23 protein-coding genes and 1 pseudogene are annotated in these 20,643 nt (G+C 72.1%); 5 read left to right on the top strand and 19 right to left on the bottom strand.

Going from position 1 to position 20,643, the window contains the following annotated elements:
* Positions 1 to 89: 89 nt before the first annotated feature.
* From trpA to hisI, 9 genes and pseudogenes are all read right to left on the bottom strand, one after another.
* Entirely contained in the window at positions 90 to 908 is an 819-nt protein-coding gene (gene trpA / locus AB0C46_RS25800; RefSeq protein WP_362830606.1) for a tryptophan synthase subunit alpha, read from the bottom strand.
* Positions 905 to 2,191 carry a tryptophan synthase subunit beta gene (gene trpB / locus AB0C46_RS25795; RefSeq protein ID WP_362830605.1) on the bottom strand — a complete coding sequence of 429 codons (1,287 nt, stop codon included), beginning with the start codon at positions 2,189 to 2,191 and terminating at the stop codon, positions 905 to 907. The genes trpA and trpB overlap by 4 nt, the downstream gene beginning before the upstream one ends.
* 228 nt (positions 2,192 to 2,419) lie before the next feature.
* Positions 2,420 to 2,649 (bottom strand): annotated as a pseudogene (locus AB0C46_RS25790) (tryptophan synthase subunit(beta)).
* A gap of 84 nt (positions 2,650 to 2,733) precedes the next feature.
* On the bottom strand, positions 2,734 to 3,543 hold the full coding sequence (trpC, locus tag AB0C46_RS25785; RefSeq protein ID WP_362830604.1) for an indole-3-glycerol phosphate synthase TrpC: 810 nt from the start codon (positions 3,541 to 3,543) through the stop codon (positions 2,734 to 2,736).
* A 181-nt stretch (positions 3,544 to 3,724) separates the two neighbouring features.
* Positions 3,725 to 4,165, bottom strand: a complete 441-nt coding sequence (locus AB0C46_RS25780) for a DUF2752 domain-containing protein (protein WP_362830603.1) — start codon at positions 4,163 to 4,165, stop codon at positions 3,725 to 3,727.
* A 190-nt stretch (positions 4,166 to 4,355) separates the two neighbouring features.
* Positions 4,356 to 4,601 carry an HGxxPAAW family protein gene (locus tag AB0C46_RS25775; RefSeq protein ID WP_030988665.1) on the bottom strand — a complete coding sequence of 82 codons (246 nt, stop codon included), beginning with the start codon at positions 4,599 to 4,601 and terminating at the stop codon, positions 4,356 to 4,358.
* Between the two features lie 84 nt (positions 4,602 to 4,685).
* Positions 4,686 to 5,351: a TIGR02234 family membrane protein gene (locus tag AB0C46_RS25770; RefSeq protein WP_362830601.1), complete on the bottom strand. Its 666-nt coding sequence runs from the start codon at positions 5,349 to 5,351 to the stop codon at positions 4,686 to 4,688.
* A 77-nt stretch (positions 5,352 to 5,428) separates the two neighbouring features.
* Positions 5,429 to 6,973: an anthranilate synthase component I gene (locus AB0C46_RS25765; RefSeq protein WP_362830599.1), complete on the bottom strand. Its 1,545-nt coding sequence runs from the start codon at positions 6,971 to 6,973 to the stop codon at positions 5,429 to 5,431.
* Positions 6,974 to 6,984: 11 nt separating this feature from the next.
* Positions 6,985 to 7,374, bottom strand: coding sequence for a phosphoribosyl-AMP cyclohydrolase (hisI, locus tag AB0C46_RS25760; RefSeq protein ID WP_362830598.1), 390 nt, complete (start codon positions 7,372 to 7,374; stop codon positions 6,985 to 6,987).
* Positions 7,375 to 7,407: 33 nt separating this feature from the next.
* Here hisI and AB0C46_RS25755 point away from each other — a divergent pair, with 33 nt between their 5' ends.
* A complete protein-coding gene (locus tag AB0C46_RS25755) occupies positions 7,408 to 7,551 on the top strand; it encodes a hypothetical protein (RefSeq protein WP_362830596.1) in 144 nt (47 codons plus the stop codon).
* Positions 7,552 to 7,573: 22 nt separating this feature from the next.
* Here the strand turns inward: AB0C46_RS25755 and AB0C46_RS25750 are convergent, their stop codons facing one another.
* Positions 7,574 to 8,206 carry a TIGR03085 family metal-binding protein gene (locus AB0C46_RS25750; protein ID WP_362830595.1) on the bottom strand — a complete coding sequence of 211 codons (633 nt, stop codon included), beginning with the start codon at positions 8,204 to 8,206 and terminating at the stop codon, positions 7,574 to 7,576.
* A gap of 102 nt (positions 8,207 to 8,308) precedes the next feature.
* On the bottom strand, positions 8,309 to 9,205 hold the full coding sequence (locus AB0C46_RS25745; protein ID WP_362830594.1) for a LysR substrate-binding domain-containing protein: 897 nt from the start codon (positions 9,203 to 9,205) through the stop codon (positions 8,309 to 8,311).
* A 95-nt stretch (positions 9,206 to 9,300) separates the two neighbouring features.
* Here AB0C46_RS25745 and AB0C46_RS25740 point away from each other — a divergent pair, with 95 nt between their 5' ends.
* The 3 genes from AB0C46_RS25740 to AB0C46_RS25730 are packed head-to-tail and all read left to right on the top strand — an operon-like array spanning position 9,301 to position 12,699.
* Positions 9,301 to 10,008 (top strand): succinate dehydrogenase, encoded by a 708-nt coding sequence (locus AB0C46_RS25740; protein WP_362830593.1) that lies wholly within the window; start codon positions 9,301 to 9,303, stop codon positions 10,006 to 10,008.
* A 1-nt stretch (position 10,009) separates the two neighbouring features.
* Entirely contained in the window at positions 10,010 to 11,959 is a 1,950-nt protein-coding gene (locus tag AB0C46_RS25735) for a fumarate reductase/succinate dehydrogenase flavoprotein subunit (protein WP_362830592.1), read from the top strand.
* Positions 11,956 to 12,699 (top strand): succinate dehydrogenase/fumarate reductase iron-sulfur subunit, encoded by a 744-nt coding sequence (locus AB0C46_RS25730; protein ID WP_362830591.1) that lies wholly within the window; start codon positions 11,956 to 11,958, stop codon positions 12,697 to 12,699. The genes AB0C46_RS25735 and AB0C46_RS25730 overlap by 4 nt, the downstream gene beginning before the upstream one ends.
* A 126-nt stretch (positions 12,700 to 12,825) precedes the next feature.
* Here the strand turns inward: AB0C46_RS25730 and hisF are convergent, their stop codons facing one another.
* Genes hisF through hisD form a run of 8 tightly spaced genes read right to left on the bottom strand, consistent with a single transcriptional unit; the run spans position 12,826 to position 18,594 of the window.
* A complete protein-coding gene (gene hisF / locus AB0C46_RS25725) occupies positions 12,826 to 13,590 on the bottom strand; it encodes an imidazole glycerol phosphate synthase subunit HisF (protein ID WP_362830590.1) in 765 nt (254 codons plus the stop codon).
* Positions 13,587 to 13,994: a Rid family hydrolase gene (locus tag AB0C46_RS25720; RefSeq protein WP_208685020.1), complete on the bottom strand. Its 408-nt coding sequence runs from the start codon at positions 13,992 to 13,994 to the stop codon at positions 13,587 to 13,589. The genes hisF and AB0C46_RS25720 overlap by 4 nt, the downstream gene beginning before the upstream one ends.
* Before the next feature lie 21 nt (positions 13,995 to 14,015).
* Entirely contained in the window at positions 14,016 to 14,738 is a 723-nt protein-coding gene (priA, locus tag AB0C46_RS25715) for a bifunctional 1-(5-phosphoribosyl)-5-((5-phosphoribosylamino)methylideneamino)imidazole-4-carboxamide isomerase/phosphoribosylanthranilate isomerase PriA (RefSeq protein WP_085924869.1), read from the bottom strand.
* 8 nt (positions 14,739 to 14,746) lie between these two features.
* Positions 14,747 to 15,403, bottom strand: coding sequence for an imidazole glycerol phosphate synthase subunit HisH (gene hisH / locus AB0C46_RS25710; RefSeq protein ID WP_362830589.1), 657 nt, complete (start codon positions 15,401 to 15,403; stop codon positions 14,747 to 14,749).
* A complete protein-coding gene (locus AB0C46_RS25705) occupies positions 15,394 to 15,558 on the bottom strand; it encodes a hypothetical protein (RefSeq protein ID WP_362830587.1) in 165 nt (54 codons plus the stop codon). The genes hisH and AB0C46_RS25705 overlap by 10 nt, the downstream gene beginning before the upstream one ends.
* The gene (gene hisB, locus AB0C46_RS25700) at positions 15,555 to 16,148 is read right to left on the bottom strand and encodes an imidazoleglycerol-phosphate dehydratase HisB (protein WP_086716854.1); all 594 of its coding nucleotides are present in this window, start codon (positions 16,146 to 16,148) and stop codon (positions 15,555 to 15,557) included. The genes AB0C46_RS25705 and hisB overlap by 4 nt, the downstream gene beginning before the upstream one ends.
* Complete coding sequence (locus AB0C46_RS25695) at positions 16,145 to 17,263, bottom strand: histidinol-phosphate transaminase (protein WP_362830586.1); 1,119 nt, start codon at positions 17,261 to 17,263, stop codon at positions 16,145 to 16,147. Before AB0C46_RS25695 ends, hisB begins: the two co-directional genes overlap by 4 nt.
* Positions 17,264 to 17,271: 8 nt before the next feature.
* Positions 17,272 to 18,594, bottom strand: a complete 1,323-nt coding sequence (gene hisD / locus AB0C46_RS25690) for a histidinol dehydrogenase (RefSeq protein ID WP_362830585.1) — start codon at positions 18,592 to 18,594, stop codon at positions 17,272 to 17,274.
* A gap of 263 nt (positions 18,595 to 18,857) precedes the next feature.
* Here hisD and AB0C46_RS25685 point away from each other — a divergent pair, with 263 nt between their 5' ends.
* Positions 18,858 to 20,459: an oxidoreductase gene (locus tag AB0C46_RS25685; protein WP_362830583.1), complete on the top strand. Its 1,602-nt coding sequence runs from the start codon at positions 18,858 to 18,860 to the stop codon at positions 20,457 to 20,459.
* The last annotated feature ends 184 nt before the right edge of the window (positions 20,460 to 20,643 follow it).

The raw sequence follows: 20,643 nt of genomic DNA, 5'->3' as shown, positions 1-20,643 counted from the left end.
GTCGCCGCACCCCTCCGCACCGATGTTCGCCCTATCGGGGGACAGCGGCCGGGCCGGTGTCCCGCACGGCCAGGCCGCGTGCACCGCCCCTAGGAGTGCTTGCGCACGCCCTCGGCCAGCTCGCCCGCCAGGGCGCGGACCCCGGCGAGACCGGCCGTCAGGTCGCCGTCCGCCGCCAGCAGCAGCTTGACGAACGCCGAGCCGACGATCACCCCGTCCGCGAACCGGGCCACCTCGGCGGCCTGTTCGGCGTTGGAGACCCCGAGGCCGACGCAGACCGGCAGCCCGGTGGTGGCCTTGGTGCGCCGCACCAGGTCCTGCGCCTGCTCGCCCACGGACTCACGGGTGCCCGTGACGCCCATCAGCGAGGCGGCGTACACAAAGCCGGAGCCGGCCGTCGTGATCTCGGCGAGCCGGGCGTCCTTGCTGCTGGGGGCGACGACGAAGACGGTGGCGAGGCCGTGCTTGTCGGCGTGCTCCCGCCAGGTCGCGGACTCCTGGACGGGCAGGTCGGGCAGGATGCAGCCCGCGCCGCCCGCCTCGGCGAGCTCGGCGGTGAAGCGCTCGATGCCGTAGCGGTCGATCGGGTTCCAGTAGGTCATCACGAGCACCGGCTTGCCGGTGGCCGCGTGTGCCTCGCGCACGGTCCGCATGACGTCGGCGATCTTCACCCCGCCCCGCAGGGCGATGTCGTCGGCGGTCTGGATGACCGGGCCGTCGAGGACCGGGTCGCTGTGCGGCAGCCCGACCTCCACGACGTCCGCGCCGCCGTCGAAGACGGCCTTGGCCGCCTCGATGCCCCCGTCGACGGTCGGGAACCCGGCTGGCAGGTAGGCGATGAGCGCGGACCGGCCCTCGGCCTTCGCGGCGGCGAGGGTGTCACTCAACAGCTTGATGTTCCCGCTCACTTGACGTCCCCCTCGATCTCCGCGTCCTTGGTGCCGGCGTCCGCCTCGACGGCGGCGTCCGCGTCGTAGAGGCCGAAGTAGCGGGCGGCGGTGTCCATGTCCTTGTCGCCGCGCCCGGACAGGTTGACGACGATCAGCCCGTCCGGGCCGAGCTCCTTGCCGACCTCCAGGGCACCGGCGAGCGCGTGGGCGCTCTCGATGGCCGGGATGATGCCCTCGGTCCGCGAGAGCAGGCGCAGCGCCTGCATCGCGGCGTCGTCGGTGACCGCGCGGTACTCGCCACGGCCGCTGTCCTTGAGGAAGGCGTGCTCGGGCCCGATGCCCGGGTAGTCGAGACCGGCCGAGATGGAGTACGGCTCGGTGATCTGGCCCTCCTCGTCCTGGAGGACGTAACTCCTGGACCCGTGCAGGATTCCCGGTTCACCGGCGCTCAGCGTGGCGGCGTGCTCGCCGGTCTCGATGCCGTGGCCCGCGGGCTCGCAGCCGATGAGCCGCACCCCGTCGTCCGGGATGAAGGCGTGGAAGAGCCCGATGGCGTTGGAGCCGCCGCCGACACAGGCGACCGCGGCATCCGGCAGACGCCCGGCGCGCTCCAGGATCTGTCGGCGCGCCTCGACGCCGATCACGCGGTGGAAGTCGCGCACCATCGCGGGGAAGGGGTGCGGTCCCGCGACGGTCCCGAACAGGTAGTGGGTGCGGTCGACATTGGCGACCCAGTCGCGGAAGGCCTCGTTGATGGCGTCCTTGAGGGTGCGGCTGCCGGACTTCACGGCGATGACCTCGGCGCCGAGCATCCGCATCCGGGCGACGTTGAGGGCCTGGCGCTGGGTGTCGATCTCGCCCATGTAGATGGTGCAGTCGAGGCCGAACAGGGCGCAGGCGGTGGCGGTGGCGACGCCGTGCTGGCCGGCGCCGGTCTCGGCGATGACCCGGGTCTTGCCCATCCGCTTGGTGAGCAGCGCCTGGCCCAGCACGTTGTTGATCTTGTGCGAGCCGGTGTGGTTGAGGTCCTCGCGCTTGAGGAACACCCGGGCCCCGCCGGCGTGTTCGGCGAACCGCGGCACCTCGGTGAGCGCGCTGGGGCGCCCGGTGTAGTTGACCATCAGGTCGTTGAGCTCGGCCGCGAACGCGGGGTCGCCCTTGGCCTTCTCGTACTCCGCGGCGACCTCGTCGACCGCGGCGACCAGCGCCTCGGGGATGAACTTGCCGCCGAACGCACCGAAATAGCCTTCGGGGTTCGGCACCCGTCCCTCGGGATCGGGAAGGAAGAAATCGGCGGACATCAGACGCACTCCTCGCCGGGGCGGCTGCCCCGGAAGTCCGGTTGTGTCGGGATTGGGCATCACGGTATGCGGCGCGCACCGCGCGGGACCGCCGCCGCCGCAGAGCCGGAGAGTCCGGTTCTGCGGGTGGGCGGGCATGGTCCGGCGGTCGTCGTGGGACGCCGTCGGCCGGCGGTCAGCGGACCGCCGTGCCGCGGGGTGACCCGGCACCGGCCCGGGGCCGGCGCGTCAGTGCGCGGACCCCGGCCGCCATCGCATGCCGTTGATCTGTCCCGGTTCGGAACCGATGTGATACCTGACCCTGCGCCCGTGGACCCGCCGGGCGGGCGCCCGGCAGCCCCGGTGCCACGGCGGCAGCGCACAGCGCTGCGGGCCGGGGCTCCGGCGCGGCGCGGACGGGAAGCCGCGGACGGGCACCGGGCAGGGGACGCGGACGGCCGCCGCCCCGGCGCGCACACCGGCCTGGCCCGGGTGCGGGACCCGGACCTGGCAGCGGATGCCTGCGGCGGTGGCGGTCATGTCGGTGTGCTGTCCCCGGCCGCTCAGGACCGGCCGTGCCGGATCGCCGGGTGGGAACCCGCGGCGACCAGGTCGGAGACCGCGGTCCTGGGGTCCTTGCCGGTGACCAGCGACTCGCCGACCAGCACCGCGTCCGCGCCGTCGTTGGCGTAGGCGATCAGGTCGTGCGGTCCGCGGACACCGGACTCGGCGATCTTGACGATGTGGTCGGGAATCTCGGGGGCGACCCGGGAGAAGTTGCCGCGGTCGACCTCAAGGGTCTTCAGATTGCGGGCGTTCACGCCGATGATCCGGGCGCCGGCGTCCACCGCGCGGGCGACCTCTTCCTCGTCGTGCACCTCGACCAGCGGCGTCAGTCCGATCGACTCGGCGCGCTCGATCAGCGAGACCAGCGCCTCCTGCTCCAGCGCGGAGACGATCAGCAGCGCGAGGTCGGCGCCGTAGGCACGGGCCTCCCACAGCTGGTAGGCGGTGACGATGAAGTCCTTGCGCAGGACGGGGATGTCGACCTTGGCGCGGACGGCCTCCAGGTCGGCCAGCGAACCGCCGAACTTGCGCTGCTCGGTGAGGACGGAGATGACGGCCGCGCCGCCCGCCTCGTAGTCGGCGGCCAGACCGGCCGGGTCGGCGATCGCGGCGAGCGCGCCCTTGGAGGGGCTGGAGCGCTTGACCTCGCAGATCACCGTGACGCTCTCGCCCTTGAGCGCGGCGACGCCGTCCTTCGCGGGGCGCGCCTTCTGGGCCCGCTCCTTGAGCTCGTCGAGGCTGACGCGCGCCTGCCGCTCTGCGAGGTCGGCACGAACGCCGTCGATGATCTCGTCGAGCACACTCACGCGAGCGGCCTCCTTCTGGAGCGGTGTCGGTGGACAGTGACCCGGACGAGTGGTTCCATCCGGCACTCCGATGGTATCCGCCATGGCATGCAGGTCTCACATCCGGTGGACCGTGATCCCACGACCTGGACTTCTCCGGGTCGTGCGGGGGCGGTGACACCGGTTCCGGACGGCTGCGGGGTCACGGTGCGAGCCCGCTGCCGAAGGGGAGGTTGCGGACGACCGTGAAGGCCAGCAGCAGCCCGCCCAGCGTCCACCAGTGGACGGCTCGCGGCCGCGGCCCCGGCGTGCGGCGCCCGCGGGCGGCCCTGCCCAGCCAGAGCGCCCAGAAGACCGCACAGGCGGCGTACCCGGCCACCGCGAGCGGGTTGGCGCCCAGCGCCGCGATGAGGTCGCCGTGCGCGACGGCATGCGCGCTGCGCAGTCCGCCGCAGGCCGGGCAGTAGACGCCGGTGAGGTGCAGCAGCGGGCACACCGGATAGTGGCCGGGCTCGTTCGGGTCGACGGCGCCGAGGACGGCGAAGGCGGCGGTGGCGGCGGCCAGGACACCCAGGGGTGCCGCGAGGCGGCGCGGCAGACCGCCGCGCGGGGAGGCGTGGGGCCGGGCCGCGGGTTGGCTCACGTGCTGATTGTCCGGCCGGACACACGAAGGCGCAGCTTCTCGGCCGCCGTACGGAACGGTCACGGACGGCGGGTACGGCACCACGGTGCGTACGGCCGGGAAGCGGCGCCTTCCGGGGCCTGTCCGGTGGATCAGGGCCCCGGGGTGCTGCGGGAGTGGCGCCGGGCCCCGGCGCCACGGGAGCGGGGGCTCAGCCCTCCTGCGGCTGCGCCTGCGCCTGGGGGCGCGGCTTGGCCGCACGCTTGGGCTCCGAGCCCAGACCGGCCATGCGCATCAGACCGCCCACGACGGCACCGAGGCCGATCAGGGCCATGCCGGCCCAGAAGCCGGGCACATTCGCCAGCACGATGAAGGCTCCGGCGACACAGAAGCCGATGAACGAGATGATGACGCCCGTCCAGGCGGCGGGGGTGTGTCCGTGGCCACTGCTCGACATGAATGCTCCTCGTTGCTCTGTCGCGCCGGGTCCGGGCGCGGTGATCCTCGACGCCCATTGTCACCGATGCCGTGCGGGGCACCTTTACCGGGTGGGGTCCTCACCGCGGTCCAGGGACTTCCAGATCTCCTCCGGACGGTCCAGATCCGGCGCGGCCGGAGCACGCCGCGGGCCGCGTGCGCCGCCGGGCGTGCGCTCGTATTTGCCCGACATTGCAGGCCAGTGGCGTCCGTACGCCAGCGCCAGCAGCCCGGCGATCAGCAGCAGCAGACCGCCGGCCGCGGCCACCCACGGCCATCCGGTGTGCGTGACGTGATGCACATCGGTTCCGGTCAGACCGACCGCGGTGGCGGCCTTCTCGCGCAGTGCCGAGGTGTCGGAGTTGCCCAGCACGGAGGCGACGGCGATGCCCACGCCGCTGAGCGTGAGCAGGGCGGCGACCGCCATCCGGCCGGCCCGGCGGACCGCGAAGACGGCGACCAGCGCGGCCAGGCCGACGACGGCCAGCGCGCCGGGTACACCGGTCACATCGGCGCCGGTCACACTGCGCGGCAGCTCGCCCTGGGCCAGCACCGCGGAGCCCTCGGCCCAGGTGCGGCCGGAGGCCAGCAGGGCCAGCGCGGCGCCCGCCGCGCCGAGCAGCAGCGCCAGGGCGAGGCTGCGGTTCGCGCTGCGCACGGGCCTGGCCGGCGCGGGCCCGGAATCGCCGGGCGGCACGGTGTCGGTGGGGGTCTGGGATGCGGCACTCACGCGTACCACTATCGCGCACCGGCCGCCGGGGGCCGGTGCGCGGGGGGTGGTGCGGGCGTCCGGCCCGGAAACATTCCCTAGGTGCCCAGGTGGCCGGCGGTGTACACGGCGCGCAGCACGGCGGCGGCCTTGTTGCGGCACTCGGTGTCCTCGGCCACCGGGTCGGAGTCGGCGACGACCCCGGCGCCCGCCTGGACGTAGGCGGTGCCGTCGCGCAGCAGGGCGGTGCGGATCGCGATGGCGGTGTCGGAGTCGCCGGCGAAGTCGAGATAGCCGACACAGCCGCCGTACAGACCGCGCCGGGACGGCTCCAGCTCCTCGATGATCTGCAGGGCACGCGGCTTGGGGGCGCCGGAGAGGGTGCCCGCGGGGAAGCAGGCGGTGAGCACGTCGAAGGCGGTACGGCCCTCGGCGACCTGCCCGGTGACCGTCGAGACGATGTGCATGACGTGGCTGTAGCGCTCGACGGACATGAAGTCGACGACCTCGACACTGCCCGGTTCGCAGACCCGGCCCAGGTCGTTGCGGCCCAGGTCGACCAGCATCAGATGCTCGGCGCGCTCCTTGGGGTCGGCCATCAGCTCGTCCGCCAGGGCCTGGTCCTCCTGGACGGACGCGCCGCGCGGGCGGGTGCCGGCGATGGGGTGGACCATGGCCCGGCCGTCCTCGACCTTCACCAGCGCCTCGGGGCTGGAGCCCACCACGTCGAAGGCGCCGTCGTCACCGCCGTTGGGGCCCTCGAAGCGGAAGAGGTACATGTACGGGCTGGGGTTGGTGGCCCGCAGCACCCGGTAGACGTCCAACGCGCTCGCCGTGCACGGGGTTTCGAAGCGCTGGGAGGGCACGACCTGGAAGGCCTCGCCGTCGCGGATGCGCTCCTTGATGTCCTCGACGGCGTCCTGGTAGGCGGCGCCGCCCCACTTGGCCGTATACGGCGGGATCTCGGACGGCGGCAGCGCGGCGGCGCCGGCGGGCGCGGGCCGGGCGAGGTCGTCGGCCATGGTGTCCAGCCGGGCGACCGCGTCCGCGTAGGCCTCGTCGATACCGGTGTCGAGGTCGTTGTGGTTGATCGCGTTGGCGATCAGCAGGACGGTGCCGCTCCAGTGGTCGAGGACGGCGAGGTCGGAGGTGAGCAGCATGGTCAGTTCGGGCAGCCGGAGGTCGTCGGCGGTCTGCTCGCCGATCTTCTCCAGGCGGCGCACGATGTCGTAGCCGAGGTAGCCGACCATGCCGCCGGTGAACGGCGGCAGCCCCTCGCCCTCGATGAGGTCCCGGGGGGTGTGCAGCGTCTCGACGGTGGCGCGCAGCGCGGCGAGCGGGTCGCCGTCGGTGGGCACGCCGACGGGCGGGGTGCCGAGCCAGTACGCCTGTCCGTCGCGGGTGGTGAGGGTGGCGGCGCTGCGGACGCCGATGAAGGAGTAGCGCGACCACGTACGGCCGTTCTCGGCGGATTCCAGGAGGAAGGTGCCGGGGCGCTCGGCGGCGAGTTTGCGGTAGAGCCCGACCGGTGTGTCGCCGTCCGCGAGCAGGCGCCGGGTGACGGGGATGACCCGCCGGTCCTTGGCGAGGGTGCGGAAGGTGTCGAGGTCCGGAAGGGCGGTGCCGGTGGTTCCCGTGGTCATGGCAGCGGAGCCTACTGGTCCTGGCCGTTCCGGGTGGGCAGAACGTCCGCGTCGAAGCAGGTGCGGTCGCCGGTGTGGCAGGCCGCGCCGACCTGGTCGACCCGCACCAGGACGGTATCGGCGTCACAGTCCAGCGCCACCGACTTCACGTGCTGGACGTGGCCGGAGGTATCGCCCTTGACCCAGTACTCCTGGCGGCTGCGGGACCAGTACGTGCAGCGGCCGGTGGTGAGGGTGCGGCGCAGCGCCTCGTCGTCCATCCAGCCGAGCATCAGCACCTCGCCGGTGTCGTACTGCTGGGCGATGGCCGGGACCAGGCCGTCGGCGCCGCGCTTGAGGCGGGCGGCGATGGCGGGGTCGAGGGCGGGGGTGGTGTCCGGGGTGGTGGCGCGGCTGCTCATGGTGTCCATTGTGCCGTGCGGCATCCTGCAGATATGCATCATCAGCAGCCGTCCGTGCCGCCACCGCCGCCGGACCCGGACCGCGCCGCGCGGGTGGCGGCGCGGGTGCTGGGTGCGGTGTTCCTGGCGGCGGTGGTGGTGGCGGTGGTGGTCGCGGTGGTGGTGCTCCACTCGTAGGGCAGCAGGCCGGGAGGCGGGCTCACATTCCCAGCTTCGCCGCCCGCAGCCGGTCGATCGCGTCCTTGTCGCCGTCCAGCTCGACCTCGGCCACCTCCTGCCGGCCGAAGGCGAACATCGTCAGCTCGCCCGGCTCGCCGACGACCGTGACCACCGGGGTGCCGCGATGGGCCACCGCCGTCCGCCCGTCCGGCCGCCGCAGCACCAGGCCCACCGGCGACTTCCGGCCCAGTACCCGGGCCATCCGCTCGATCCTGGACCACAGGGCGTCCGCGAACACGGGGTCCAGCTCCCGCGCGGCCCAGTCGGGCTGGGCGCGCCGGACGTCCTCGGCGTGGACGTAGAACTCGACAGTGTTGGACGCCTCGTCGATCTGCTTGAGTGCGAACGGCGACATCCGCGGCGGACCGGTCCTGATCAGGTGGATCAGCTCCTCGTACGGCTTGCCGGCGAACTCCGCCTGCACCCGCTCCAGCCGGGGGGCCAGCGGCTTGACGAGGAGCCCGCCGGCCGCGTCGGCGCGCCGCTCGCGCACCACCACATGCGCGGCCAGGTCCCGCGCGCTCCAGTTCTCACACAGCGTCGGCGCCTCGGGGCCGGCGCTCTCCAACAGGTCGGCGAGAAGGAGCCGTTCACGCTTCGCATGGGTCGACATGCGGCCAGCCTACGACCGGCCCCGCACCCCTGCCACGGGGCCACGCCCCGCGGCCGTGCCGGCGGCCGCCCGGTCGCCCCCGGTAAGCCGGGCCCGCCCGGCTCAGGACAGGCCCGGGTCCACGTGCTCCATCAGGATGCGTGCCAGCTCCCGGGCGGCGCGTGGCGGGGAGACATCGCCCCGGTGGGCGACGGACACCACGCGGTGCATGCCGGGCGTCGAGAAGCGGGTGACCCGCAGGCCGGAGCGGGCGGCGACCATGCTGGGCACCACGGCGACGCCCAGCCCGGCCCGGACGAAGCCGAGGACCGCGTCCATCTCGCCGCCCTCGACGGTGAAGGTCGGCTCGAAGCCGGCCGCCCGGCACGCCGCGGTGGTGAATTCCCGCAGGTCGTAGCCGCGGCGGAACATGGCCAGCGGCCGGCCGCGCAGATCCGCCACCCGGATGCGGGTCCGCCGGCCGACGGGGGCGGGGCGGTCGGGGGCGGAGACCACCACGAGTTCCTCGCGCAGCAGCTCGGTGGTGGCCAGGGCGGGGGCCTGGACCGGGAGCGGGGTGATGATCAGGGCCAGGTCCAGGGCGCCGTCGGCCAGTGCCCGGACCAGGTCCTGCGAGCCGTCCTCGGTGACGATCAGGTCCACGCCGGGGTAGCCGGCATGGAAGGCGCGCAGGACGTCGGGGACGAGGCTGGCGCAGAGGCTGGGCGGGGCGCCGAGGCGGAGCCGGCCGCGGCGCAGCTGGGCGACCTCCTGGACCTCGCGGCGGGCCGTCTCGGCGTCGGCGAGGATGCGCCGGGCGAGCGGCAGCAGGGTCTCGCCGGCGTCGGTGAGGGTGATGTGACCGCGGGCCCGGTGGAACAGCTCCGCCCCCAACTCCCGTTCCAGGGAGCGGATTTGCTGGGACAGGGAGGGCTGGGCGACATGTTCGCGCTCGGCGGCGCGGGTGAAGTGCCGGGTGTCGGCCACGGCGGTGAAGTAGCGGAGTTGCTGCAGCTGCATGAGGCGACGGTACGGCATCGATAGGCAGCGCCTATCGAGATGAGCCGCACCATGTCTTGGACTGATGGGACACCCGGTCCCTACCGTCGGGACCCATGGCACTGGACACCCGGACGGACCGACGGCCGTCCTTCGCGGGCCTGCTGTGGGGCTCGACCGTCGGCAAGAAGACGGTGATGGCCGTGAGCGGTTTGATCATGCTGCTCTACTTGGTCGTCCACATGATCGGCAACCTGAAGATCTTCTTCGGGGCGGCCGAGTTCAACGGCTACGCCCACTGGCTGCGCGTCGTCGGGGAACCGTTCATGCACCACGAGTGGACGTTGTGGCTGGTCCGCCTGGTCCTGGTGGCCGCCGTCGTCGCCCATGCCACGTCCGCCTACCAGCTCAGCCGCCGCGACCTCAGGGCGCGGCCCAGCCGCTATGCGCACAAGAAGGCCCGGACCAGCTACGCCACCCGCACCATGCGCTGGGGCGGGATCATCCTCGGCCTGTTCATCGTCTGGCACCTCCTCGACCTGACGACCGGCACCGTGCACTCCGGTGGCTTCCAGCCCGGCCATCCGTACCAGAACGTCGTGGACACCTTCTCGACCTGGTACGGCAACGTCATCTACCTCGTCGCGGTGCTGGCACTCGGGCTGCACATCCGGCACGGCTTCTGGAGCGCCGCACAGACGCTCGGCGTCGGCAGCCGGGCCCGCGACCGCCTCCTGAAGACCCTCGCCCAGGTCCTGGCGCTGGTGCTGACCGTGGGCTTCATCTCCGTACCCATCGCCGTCATGACCGGAGTGGTGAGCTGACTTGACCTCTTACGTGGACTACACGACCGGGGAGCCGGTCCGCGACACCAAGGCGCCCGCCGGGCCGGTCGACGGGCGCTGGGACACCCGGCGCTTCGAGGCGAAGCTCGTCAACCCCGCCAACCGCCGCAAGCACACCGTCATCGTGGTCGGTACCGGCCTCGCGGGCGGCTCGGCCGGCGCCACGCTCGCCGAACAGGGCTACCACGTGGTGCAGTTCTGCTATCAGGACTCGCCGCGGCGCGCCCACTCGATCGCCGCGCAGGGCGGCATCAACGCGGCGAAGAACTACCGCAACGACGGCGACTCGGTCCACCGGCTGTTCTACGACACCGTCAAGGGCGGCGACTTCCGGGCCCGCGAGTCGAACGTCCACCGGCTCGCGCAGATCTCCGTCGGGATCATCGACCAGTGCGTCGCCCAGGGCGTCCCCTTCGCGCGGGAGTACGGCGGTCTGCTCGACACCCGCTCCTTCGGCGGCGTCCAGGTCTCCCGGACCTTCTACGCCCGCGGGCAGACGGGCCAGCAGCTGCTGCTCGGTGCCTACCAGGCGCTGTCGCGGCAGATCGCCGCCGGGAACGTGGAACTGCACCCGCGGACCGAGATGCTCGATCTGATCGTCATCGACGGACGGGCGCGCGGCATCGTCGCCCGGGACCTGGTCACCGGGAAGACCGCCACCTACGTCGCGGACGCCGTGGTCCTCGCGTCCGGCGGCTACGGCAACGTCTTCCACCTCTCGACCAACGCCATGAACTCCAACGCCACCGCCGTGTGGCGGGCGCACCGGCGCGGCGCCTACTTCGCCAACCCCTGCTTCACCCAGATCCACCCCACCTGTATCCCGCGCACCGGCGACCACCAGTCGAAGCTGACGCTGATGAGCGAGTCGCTGCGCAACGACGGCCGGATCTGGGTGCCGAAGGCCAAGGGTGACGCCCGGCCGCCCGCCGAGATCCCCGAGGACGAGCGCGACTACTACCTGGAGCGCAGCTACCCGTCCTTCGGCAACCTCGTGCCCCGTGACATCGCCTCCCGCGCCGCGAAGAACGTCTGCGACGAGGGCCGCGGGGTCGGCCCCGGCGGGCAGGGCGTCTACCTCGACTTCGCGGACGCCGTCCAGCGCATGGGCCGGGCCAGGGTCGAGGAGAAGTACGGCAACCTCTTCGACATGTACGCGCGGATCACCGCGGAGAACCCGTACGAGGTGCCGATGCGGATCTACCCCGCGGTGCACTACACGATGGGCGGCCTGTGGGTCGACTACGACCTGCAGACCACCGTCCCGGGCCTCTTCGCGATCGGCGAGGCCAACTTCTCCGATCACGGGGCGAACCGGCTCGGCGCGTCCGCCCTGATGCAGGGGCTGGCCGACGGCTACTTCGTCCTGCCGTCCACGATCAACGACTACCTCGCGCGCCACCCGCACCACGACGAGGTCCGTGCGGACCACCCGGTGGTCACGGAGGCCGTGCGGGAGACGGAGGACCGGCTCGCGCGGCTGCTGGCCGTCGGCGGTGACCGTACGCCCGACTCCTTCCACCGGGAACTCGGCGAGCTGATGTGGGAGTTCTGCGGCATGGCCCGCACCGACGAGGGCCTGCGCAAGGCCCTCGACCGGATTCCGCAGATCCGCGAGGAGTTCTGGCGCCGCCTCAAGGTGCCGGGCACCGGCGAGGAGTTCAACCAGTCCCTGGAGAAGGCCAACCGCATCGTCGACTACCTGGAGCTCGCCGAGCTGATGTGCCTCGACGCCCTGCACCGGGCCGAGTCCTGCGGCGGCCACTTCCGCGAGGAGTACCGCACCCCGGACGGCGAGGCGGCGCGCCGGGACGAGGAGTTCTCCTACGCGGCCGCCTGGGAGTTCACCGGCACGGGAACGGCTCCCACCCTCCACAAGGAAGACCTGGTCTTCGAGTACGTCCACCCCACCCAGCGGAGCTACGCATGAGGCTCACCCTGCGCGTCTGGCGCCAGCAGAACGCCGACGCCGACGGCGCCATGGCCACCTTCCAGATCGACGGCATCTCACCCGATATGTCGTTCCTGGAGATGCTCGACACCCTCAACGAGAAACTGATCCTCGACGGCGACGACCCGGTCGCCTTTGACCACGACTGCCGCGAGGGCATCTGCGGCGCCTGCTCGCTCGTCATCAACGGTGCGGCGCACGGCCCGGAGCGCACGACGGCCTGCCAGCTGCACATGCGGTCCTTCCGGGACGGCGACACCATCGACATCGAGCCGTGGCGCGCCGCGGCGTTCCCGGTCGTCAAGGACCTGGTCGTCGACCGCTCCGCGCTCGACCGGATCATCCAGGCCGGCGGCTACATCTCCGCGCCGACCGGGTCCGCGCCCGAGGCCCATGCGACCCCCGTGCCGAAGCCGGACGCCGACCTCGCGTTCGAGCACGCCGAGTGCATCGGCTGCGGTGCCTGTGTGGCGGCCTGCCCGAACGGTGCCGCGATGCTGTTCACCTCCGCCAAGGTGAACCATCTCAATGTGCTGCCGCAGGGCGCGCCCGAGCGCGCGACCCGGGTGCTGGACATGGTGGCGCAGATGGACGACGAGGGCTTCGGCGGCTGCACCCTCACCGGCGAGTGCGCCACCGCCTGCCCCAAGGGCATCCCGCTGTTCAGCATCACGGCGATGAACCGCGAGTTCCTGCGGGCGGCGCGCAAGGGCCGCTGAGTCAGACCGCCTCGCCGGTCAACAGGGCGCGGACCGTGGCGCGGGCCCGGACCGACGCGGCGTCCCCGGCCCGGCCACCCACATCGCTGACACGTCTCATGGGGCGGGCCCCGGCGCGCACCGCGGTCACCGCACCGGGTGACCCGCCCCCCGCAGAGCGTCCTTGACCTGGGAGATACGCAGATCGCCGAAGTGGAAGACGGAGGCGGCCAGGACCGCGTCGGCGCCGGCCACGACGGCCGGGGCGAAGTCGTCCAGCTTGCCGGCGCCGCCGGAGGCGATCACCGGGATGGTGACGTGCCGGCGGACCGCCTCGATCATCGCGACGTCGTAGCCGTCCTTGGTGCCGTCGGCGTCCATGGAGTTGAGGAGGATCTCGCCGGCGCCCAGCTCGGCGGCGCGGTGGGCCCATTCGACGGCGTCGATACCGGTGCCGCGGCGGCCGCCGTGGGTGGTGACCTCGTATCCGGACGGCGTGCCCGCGTCGGTACGGCGGGCGTCGACCGAGAGGACCAGGACCTGGCTGCCGAAGCGTTCGGCGATCTCGCGGATCACCTCGGGGCGGGCGATGGCGGCGGTGTTGACCCCGACCTTGTCGGCGCCGGCCCGCAGCAGCTTGTCGACGTCCTCGGGGGTGCGGACGCCACCGCCGACCGTCAGCGGGATGAAGACCTGCTCGGCGGTGCGGCGGACCACGTCGTAGGTGGTCTCGCGGTTGCCGGAGGAGGCGGTGATGTCGAGGAAGGTGAGCTCGTCGGCGCCCTCGTCCCCGTAGACCTTCGCCATCTCGACGGGGTCGCCCGCGTCGCGCAGGTTCTGGAAGTTGACGCCCTTGACGACCCGGCCGTTGTCGACGTCCAGGCAAGGGATGACTCGGACCGCCAGGGTCATGTCGGTTCAGGCCTCTCTGACAGTTCTCGGAAAGCTTCCAGTTCTACTTCGACCAGGACGCGGGAGTCGACGAAACCCGAGACCACGACCAGGGTCGAGGCGGGCGGCGTGGCGGCGAACAGCTCCCGGTGGGCACGGCCGGCCGCGTCCACATCGCGTAGATGGGTGAGGTACATACGGGTGCGGAGGACCGCTTCGGCGCCGAGGCCGAACGGGGTGAGTGCCTCCAGGGCATTGGTGAAGGCGACCCTGGTCTGCACATAGGGGTCGCCCTCACCCTGCAGGACGCCGTCGACCAGTGGCATCGTGCCGGCGACCAGGACCCGGTCGCCGGCCGCCACGGCGCGTGCGAAGCCGATCTTCTCTTCCCAGGGACTGTCGGTCCGTACACGCTCGATGGTCATCACGCCGCCTTCCGTTCGCGGTTACGACACTGCTGCCAGCGCCTCTTCGAGGGTGAACGCCTTCGCATAGAGCGCCTTGCCGACAATCGCGCCCTCGACACCTTCCGGAACCAGCGTGGCCAGCGCCCGCAGGTCGTCGAGCGAGGAGACCCCGCCCGAGGCGACCACGGGCCGGTCGGTGGCCGCGCAGACGTTCCGCAGCAGTTCGAGGTTGGGGCCCTGGAGGGTGCCGTCCTTGTTGATGTCGGTGACGACGTAGCGGGCGCAGCCCTCGGCGTCGAGGCGGGCGAGCGTCTCGTAGAGGTCGCCGCCGTCGCGGGTCCAGCCGCGGCCGCGCAGCGTGGTGCCGCGGACGTCCAGGCCGACCGCGATCTGGTCGCCGTGCTCGGCGATGACCTTGGCGACCCACTCGGGGGTCTCCAGCGCGGCGGTGCCGAGGTTGACCCGGCGGCAGCCGGTGGCGAGGGCGGCGGCGAGCGTGTCGTCGTCGCGGATGCCGCCGGACAGCTCCACCTTGATGTCCATGGACCGGGCGACCTCGGCGATCTGCGCCCGGTTGTCGCCGGTGCCGAAGGCCGCGTCGAGGTCGACGAGGTGCAGCCATTCGGCGCCGGACCGCTGCCAGGCGAGGGCCGCCTCCAGCGGGTCGCCGTAGGAGGTCTCGGAGCCGGACTCGCCGTGGACGAGGCGGACGGCCTGGCCGTCGCGGACGTCGACGGCGGGGAGGAGTTCGAGCTTCGGCATCAGGGGGCTCACAGGGTGTTGATCCAGTTGGTCAGGAGCTGGGCGCCGGCGTCGCCGGACTTCTCGGGGTGGAACTGGGTGGCCCACAGCGGGCCGTTCTCGACCGCCGCCACGAAGGGCTCGCCGTGCGTGGCCCAGGTGACCTTCGGTGCGGTGAGGTGCGGGTTGCCGACCTCCAGCTCCCAGTCGTGCACCGCGTAGGAGTGCACGAAGTAGTAGCGGGCGTCGGCGGGCAGACCGGCGAAGAGCTGCGAGCCCTCGGCGGCGTCGACGGTGTTCCAGCCCATGTGCGGGACGATGTCGGCCTTGAGCGGGCCGACCGTGCCGGGCCACTCGTCGAGGCCCTCGGTCTCCACACCGTGCTCGATGCCACGGCCGAAGAGGATCTGCATACCGACGCAGATGCCCATGACGGGGCGCCCGCCGGCCAGCCGGCGGCCCACCAGCCAGTCACCGCGGGCCTCCTTCAGCCCGGCCATACAGGCGGCGAACGCGCCGACGCCGGGGACCAGCAGCCCCTCGGCGTTCATCGCCCGGTCGAAGTCCCGGGTGATCTCCACATCGGCGCCGACATGCGCCAGGGCACGCTCGGCGGAGCGGACGTTGCCGAAGCCGTAGTCGAAGACGACGACGTTCTTACGGGGTGCCGAGGCGGTCAATTCCATACCTCCAGCCGCATGACGCCGGCGAGCAGGCACATCGCCGAGCCGATGGACAGCAGCACGAGCAGGCTCTTGGGCAGCTGCTGCTTCCAGAAGGAGTAGACGCCGCCGAGGAGGAAAAGCCCGACCAGGATGAAGACGGTGGAGAGGCCGTTCACAGGGCTCCCTTGGTGGAAGGGATGATCCCGGCCGCCCGCGGGTCGCGCTCGCTGGCGTAGCGCAGGGCGCGGGCCAGCGCCTTGAACTGGCACTCCACGATGTGGTGGGCGTTGCGGCCGTACGGGACGTGGATGTGCAGCGCTATCTGGGCCTGCGCGACGAAGGACTCGAAGATGTGCCGGGTCATCGTGGTGTCGTAGGAGCCGATCATCGGCGCCATGTTCTCCGGCTCGGTGTGCACCAGGTACGGGCGGCCGGAGAGGTCGACGGTCACCTGGGCGAGCGACTCGTCCAGGGGGACGGTGCAGTTGCCGAAGCGGTAGATGCCGGACTTGTCACCGAGGGCCTGCTTGAAGGCGGCACCCAGGGCGAGTGCGGTGTCCTCGATGGTGTGGTGGGTGTCGATGTGCAGATCGCCGTCGGTCTTGACCTTGAGGTCGAACAGGCCGTGCCGGCCGAGCTGGTCGAGCATGTGGTCGTAGAAGCCGACACCGGTCGACACATCCACCTCGCCCCTGCCGTCGAGATCGATCTCGACGAGCACGGACGTTTCCTTCGTCGTGCGCTCCACGCGTCCTACGCGAGTCATCGCTTGCTCTCCTTCAGTACTGCGCGAACCGCGTCGAGGAACGCGTCGTTCTCGGCCGGGGTGCCCGCGGTGACCCGCAGCCAGCCCGGTACGCCGTTGTCACGGACCAGCACGCCGTGGTCGAGGATCGCCTGCCAGGTGGCGTGCGCGTCCTCGAAGAGGCCGAACTGCACGAAGTTGGCGTCGGAGTCGACGACCTGGCAGCCGGTCGCCCGCAGCTCGGTGACCAGGCGGTCCCGCTCGGTCTTGAGCTGCTCGACGTACTTCAGGAGCGTGTCGGTGTGCTCCAGCGCGGCCAGTGCGGTGGCCTGGGTGACGGAGGAGAGGTGGTACGGGAGCCGGACGAGCTGGACGGCGTCGACCACGGCGGGGTCGGCGGCCAGATAGCCCAGCCGCAGCCCGGCGGCGCCGAAGGCCTTGGACATCGTCCGGGAGACGACCAGATTCGGCCGGCCCTCGATCAGCGGCAGCAGCGAGGGCCGGTGGCTGAACTCGCCGTAGGCCTCGTCGACCACCACCAGGGCCCCGGCGGCATCGGCGCGGGCCGCCTGCGCCGCTTCGTACAGCGCGACCGCCGTCGCCTCGCCGACGGCGGTGCCGGTGGGGTTGTTCGGCGAACAGATGAAAACCACGTCGGGCCGCTGCTCGGCAATCGCCGCCACCGCCGCCTCGACATCGATGGTGAAGTCGTCGTTGCGCGGGCCGGAGATCCAGCCGGTGCCCGTGCCGCGGGAGATCAGCCCGTGCATCGAGTACGACGGCTCGAAGCCGATGGCGGTGCGGCCGGGGCCGGCGAAGGTCTGCAGCAGCTGCTGGATGACCTCGTTGGAGCCGTTGGCGGCCCACACCTGGTCCTTGGTGACCTCGTGGCCGGCGGTGCGGGTGAGGTAGCGGGCCAGTTCGGTGCGCAGCTCGACCGCGTCCCGGTCGGGGTAGCGGTTGAGCTGCCGGGCGGCCTCGGTCACCCGCTCGGCGATCCGCCGGACCAGCGGCTCGGGCAGCGGGTAGGGGTTCTCGTTGGTGTTCAGACGCACCGGGACGTCCAGCTGCGGTGCGCCGTAGGGGGACTTGCCGCGCAGCTCGTCCCGGATGGGGAGATCGTCAATACGGGTCACGTGCCTGCTCACTTGCTCTGCGGGACCTTCCAGTCGAACCTGGCCTTCAGCGCGGCGCCGTGAGCCGGGAGATCCTCGGCCTCGGCGAGGGTCACCACATGGTGGGTGACCTCGGCCAGCGCGTCGCGCGAGTAGTCCACGACATGGATGCCGCGCAGGAAGGACTGCACGGACAGGCCCGAGGAGTGGCAGGCGCAGCCGCCGGTGGGCAGGACGTGGTTGGAGCCGGCGCAGTAGTCGCCGAGCGAAACCGGGGCGTACGGGCCGACGAAGATCGCGCCGGCGTTGCGGACCCGGGCGGCGACGGCGGAGGCGTCGGCGGTCTGGATTTCGAGGTGTTCGGCGCCGTAGGCGTCCACGACCCTGAGGCCCTCGTCGATGCCGTCGACGAGAACGACGGCGGACTGCTGTCCGGCCAGCGCCTCGGTGATCCGCTCGATGTGCTTGGTGGCCGCCACCTGCTGCTTGAGCGCGTCCTCGACGGCGTCGGCGAGCTCGGTGGAGTCGGTGACCAGGACGGCGGCGGCGAGGGTGTCGTGCTCGGCCTGGCTGATCAGGTCGGCGGCGACGTGCTCGGGGTCGGCGGTGGCGTCCGCGAGGACCGCGATCTCGGTCGGGCCGGCCTCGGCGTCGATGCCGATACGGCCCTTGAGCAGGCGCTTGGCGGAGGCGACGAAGATGTTGCCGGGGCCCGTGACGAGGTTGACCGGCAGGCACTCCTCGGTGCCGTACGCGAACATCGCGATGGCCTGGGCGCCGCCGGCCGCGTAGACCTCGTCGACACCGAGCAGGGCGCAGGCGGCGAGGATGGTCGGGTGCGGCCGGCCGCCGAACTCCTTCTGCGGCGGGGAGGTCACGGCGATGCCCGCGACACCGGCTTCCTGCGCCGGGACCACGTTCATGACCACCGAGGACGGGTAGACCGCGAGGCCGCCGGGGACGTAGAGCCCCACCCGCTCGACGGGCACCCAGCGTTCGGTGACGGTGCCGCCGGGGACGACCTTGGTCGTCACATCGGTGCGGCGCTGTTCGCGGTGGACGATCCGGGCGCGCCGGATGGACTCCTCCAGGGCGGCCCGGACGGCCGGGTCCAGCTCCGCGAGCGCGCTCTGCAGGGCCTCGGCGGGCACCCGTACGCGCTCGATCTCGACACCGTCGAACCGCCGCGCATAATCGATCAGCGCCGCGGTGCCGCGATGGCGTACGTCCTCGCAGATGGGCCGCACCTTCTCCAGGGCGGCTTCCACGTCGAACTCGGCACGGGGCAGCAGGTCGCGCAGGGCGCCACCCTCGGGAAGGGCGTCGCCGCGCAGGTCGATTCGGGAGATCACCCTCCCAGTGTCTCAGACCCGCTCCGGGGCCCGACCGGCCGTATCAGTCAGTGATACACAGCGGAGCGCACCCCGGACGCCTCGTGACCCGGCCGTTCGAAGTTGACCGGAGTTGGCCCTGACCACGCGTGTTCAAGCAGTCACGGGGCGGGCAAGGGCCACACAACGGCGTACGGGGAAACCTGCGGGACGCACCACGACCGGTGCACGAAATGCGTCCGAACAGGTTGCGACACACCACGGGAGAGCAAGGGGGACCCACTGTGACCGAGCCCGGGGACGGCGACGCGCCCGCCGACCTGCAGCTGACCTCCGCGGAATGGAGCATGTGGCAGGCCTTCCGCAACGGCAGCACCTGCGATCTGCACATCGGCGATCCGGCCAGGGACGATCCGCACGGGCAGCATCTGTGGGGCCCGGAGCGCCGGGTGCGGGGCCGGGTCGTCGCGCTGCTGCTGCTCGACGGGCCGCCCGCGCAGCCCGGGCGAGTCACCGCGCTCAAGCTCACCGGCGCATACATCACGGACACGCTCGACGTCGCGGGCGGCACGATCAAGCCATTCGTGGAGCTGCGGGACTGCCGCTTCGAGGCCGAGCTGGTACTCCCCGAGAGCCGGTTCACCACCCTGCGGCTGGTGAACTGCGCGATACCCCGGGTGGAGGCGGCCCGGCTGCACACCGAGGGCGACCTCCATCTGCCGCGCTGTGTGGTGCACTCCGGCATCCGGCTCACCGACGCCCACATCGGCACGGACCTGATGCTCAATCAGGCCGTGGTGCACAAGGACCGGCAGGGCCGGTCGATCATGGCGGACGGGATGACCGTCACCCAGGACCTGCAGGCCGAGATGCTGGAGTCCTACGGGGAGCTGTCGCTGCGCGGCGCCACCATCGGCGTGTCGCTGAGCCTGCGCGGCAGCCGGCTGAGCAACCCCTTCGGCCGCCGGGCCCTGAACGCCCCGCAGCTGACCGTCGAGCGCACCCTCTATCTCACCGCCGCCGGGCTGGCCAACTCCCCGTTCTCCAGCAGCGCCACTCCCCCGTACGGCACCGTGTACACCCCGTCACGCGGCACCCGGGTGCAGCGCTTCGAGTGCGAGGGCGGGATGCGCCTGGACGACGGGCGGTTCGGCGACGCGGTCGACTTTGAGCACGCCCGGTTCATCATGGAGTCCGACCAGGAGCTGTCGCTGCGCCGCATCCAGACGCCCGAGCTGCGGTTCCTCGGTGAGCGGCCGCAGCGCGGCCGGGTGATCCTCTCCGGCGCCCGGGTGGTCAATCTCGTCGACAAGTCGGCGAGCTGGCCGGGGCTCGGCGGGCTGTGGATGGCCGGCTTCGCCTACGAGACGCTGATCCCGCGCGGCCACTTCCCGCTCTCGCTGCGGCTGCAGTGGGTGGCCGCGGCGACCCCCGAGTACGCACCCGAGCCGTACGAGATGCTCGCCACCTCGCTGCGCACCACCGGTGAGGACGCAGGCGCCCGTGAGGTCCTGCTCGCCAAGCAGCGGCGCCGCCGCGAGACGCTGCCGCTGGCGGCGAAGGCCTGGGGGTTCCTGCAGGACTGGACGGTGGCCTACGGCTACCGCCCGGGGCGGGCCGCGGTGTGGATGGCCATCCTGTGGGCGATCGGCACGCTCTACTTCTCGATGTCCCCGCCGCCGCCCCTCAAGCCGGGCGAGGCGCCGCCCTGGAATCCGTATCTCTACTCCCTCGACCTGCTGCTGCCGGTGATAGACCTCAATCAGAGCGCCGCCTGGAAGCCGGGCGGCGGTGCGCAGTGGGCGGCCGCGGTGCTCATCCTGGCGGGCTGGGTGCTGGCCACGACGGTCGCGGCCGGTGCGTCCCGGCTGCTGCGGCGGCAATAGCCAGTTCACTGTGACCAACGAGGCGCACCCGACCACCTCCATGCACCCCCGCCGGCCTTCTCCCCCACCCCACAACGGGAGGGGACGGGCCGGAGGGGCAGGGGTGCGGGACGTAAAGCGCCCCGATGTCCACGACATGGGTCATCGAACGCGGCAGGCGGTGCCCCTCGATGGCCAGCAGGAC

Origin of the sequence: Streptomyces sp. NPDC048637 (assembly GCF_040650675.1) — a bacterium.
GTDB lineage: Bacteria > Actinomycetota > Actinomycetes > Streptomycetales > Streptomycetaceae > Streptomyces.
This window is presented reverse-complemented; position numbering and strand designations above follow the sequence as displayed.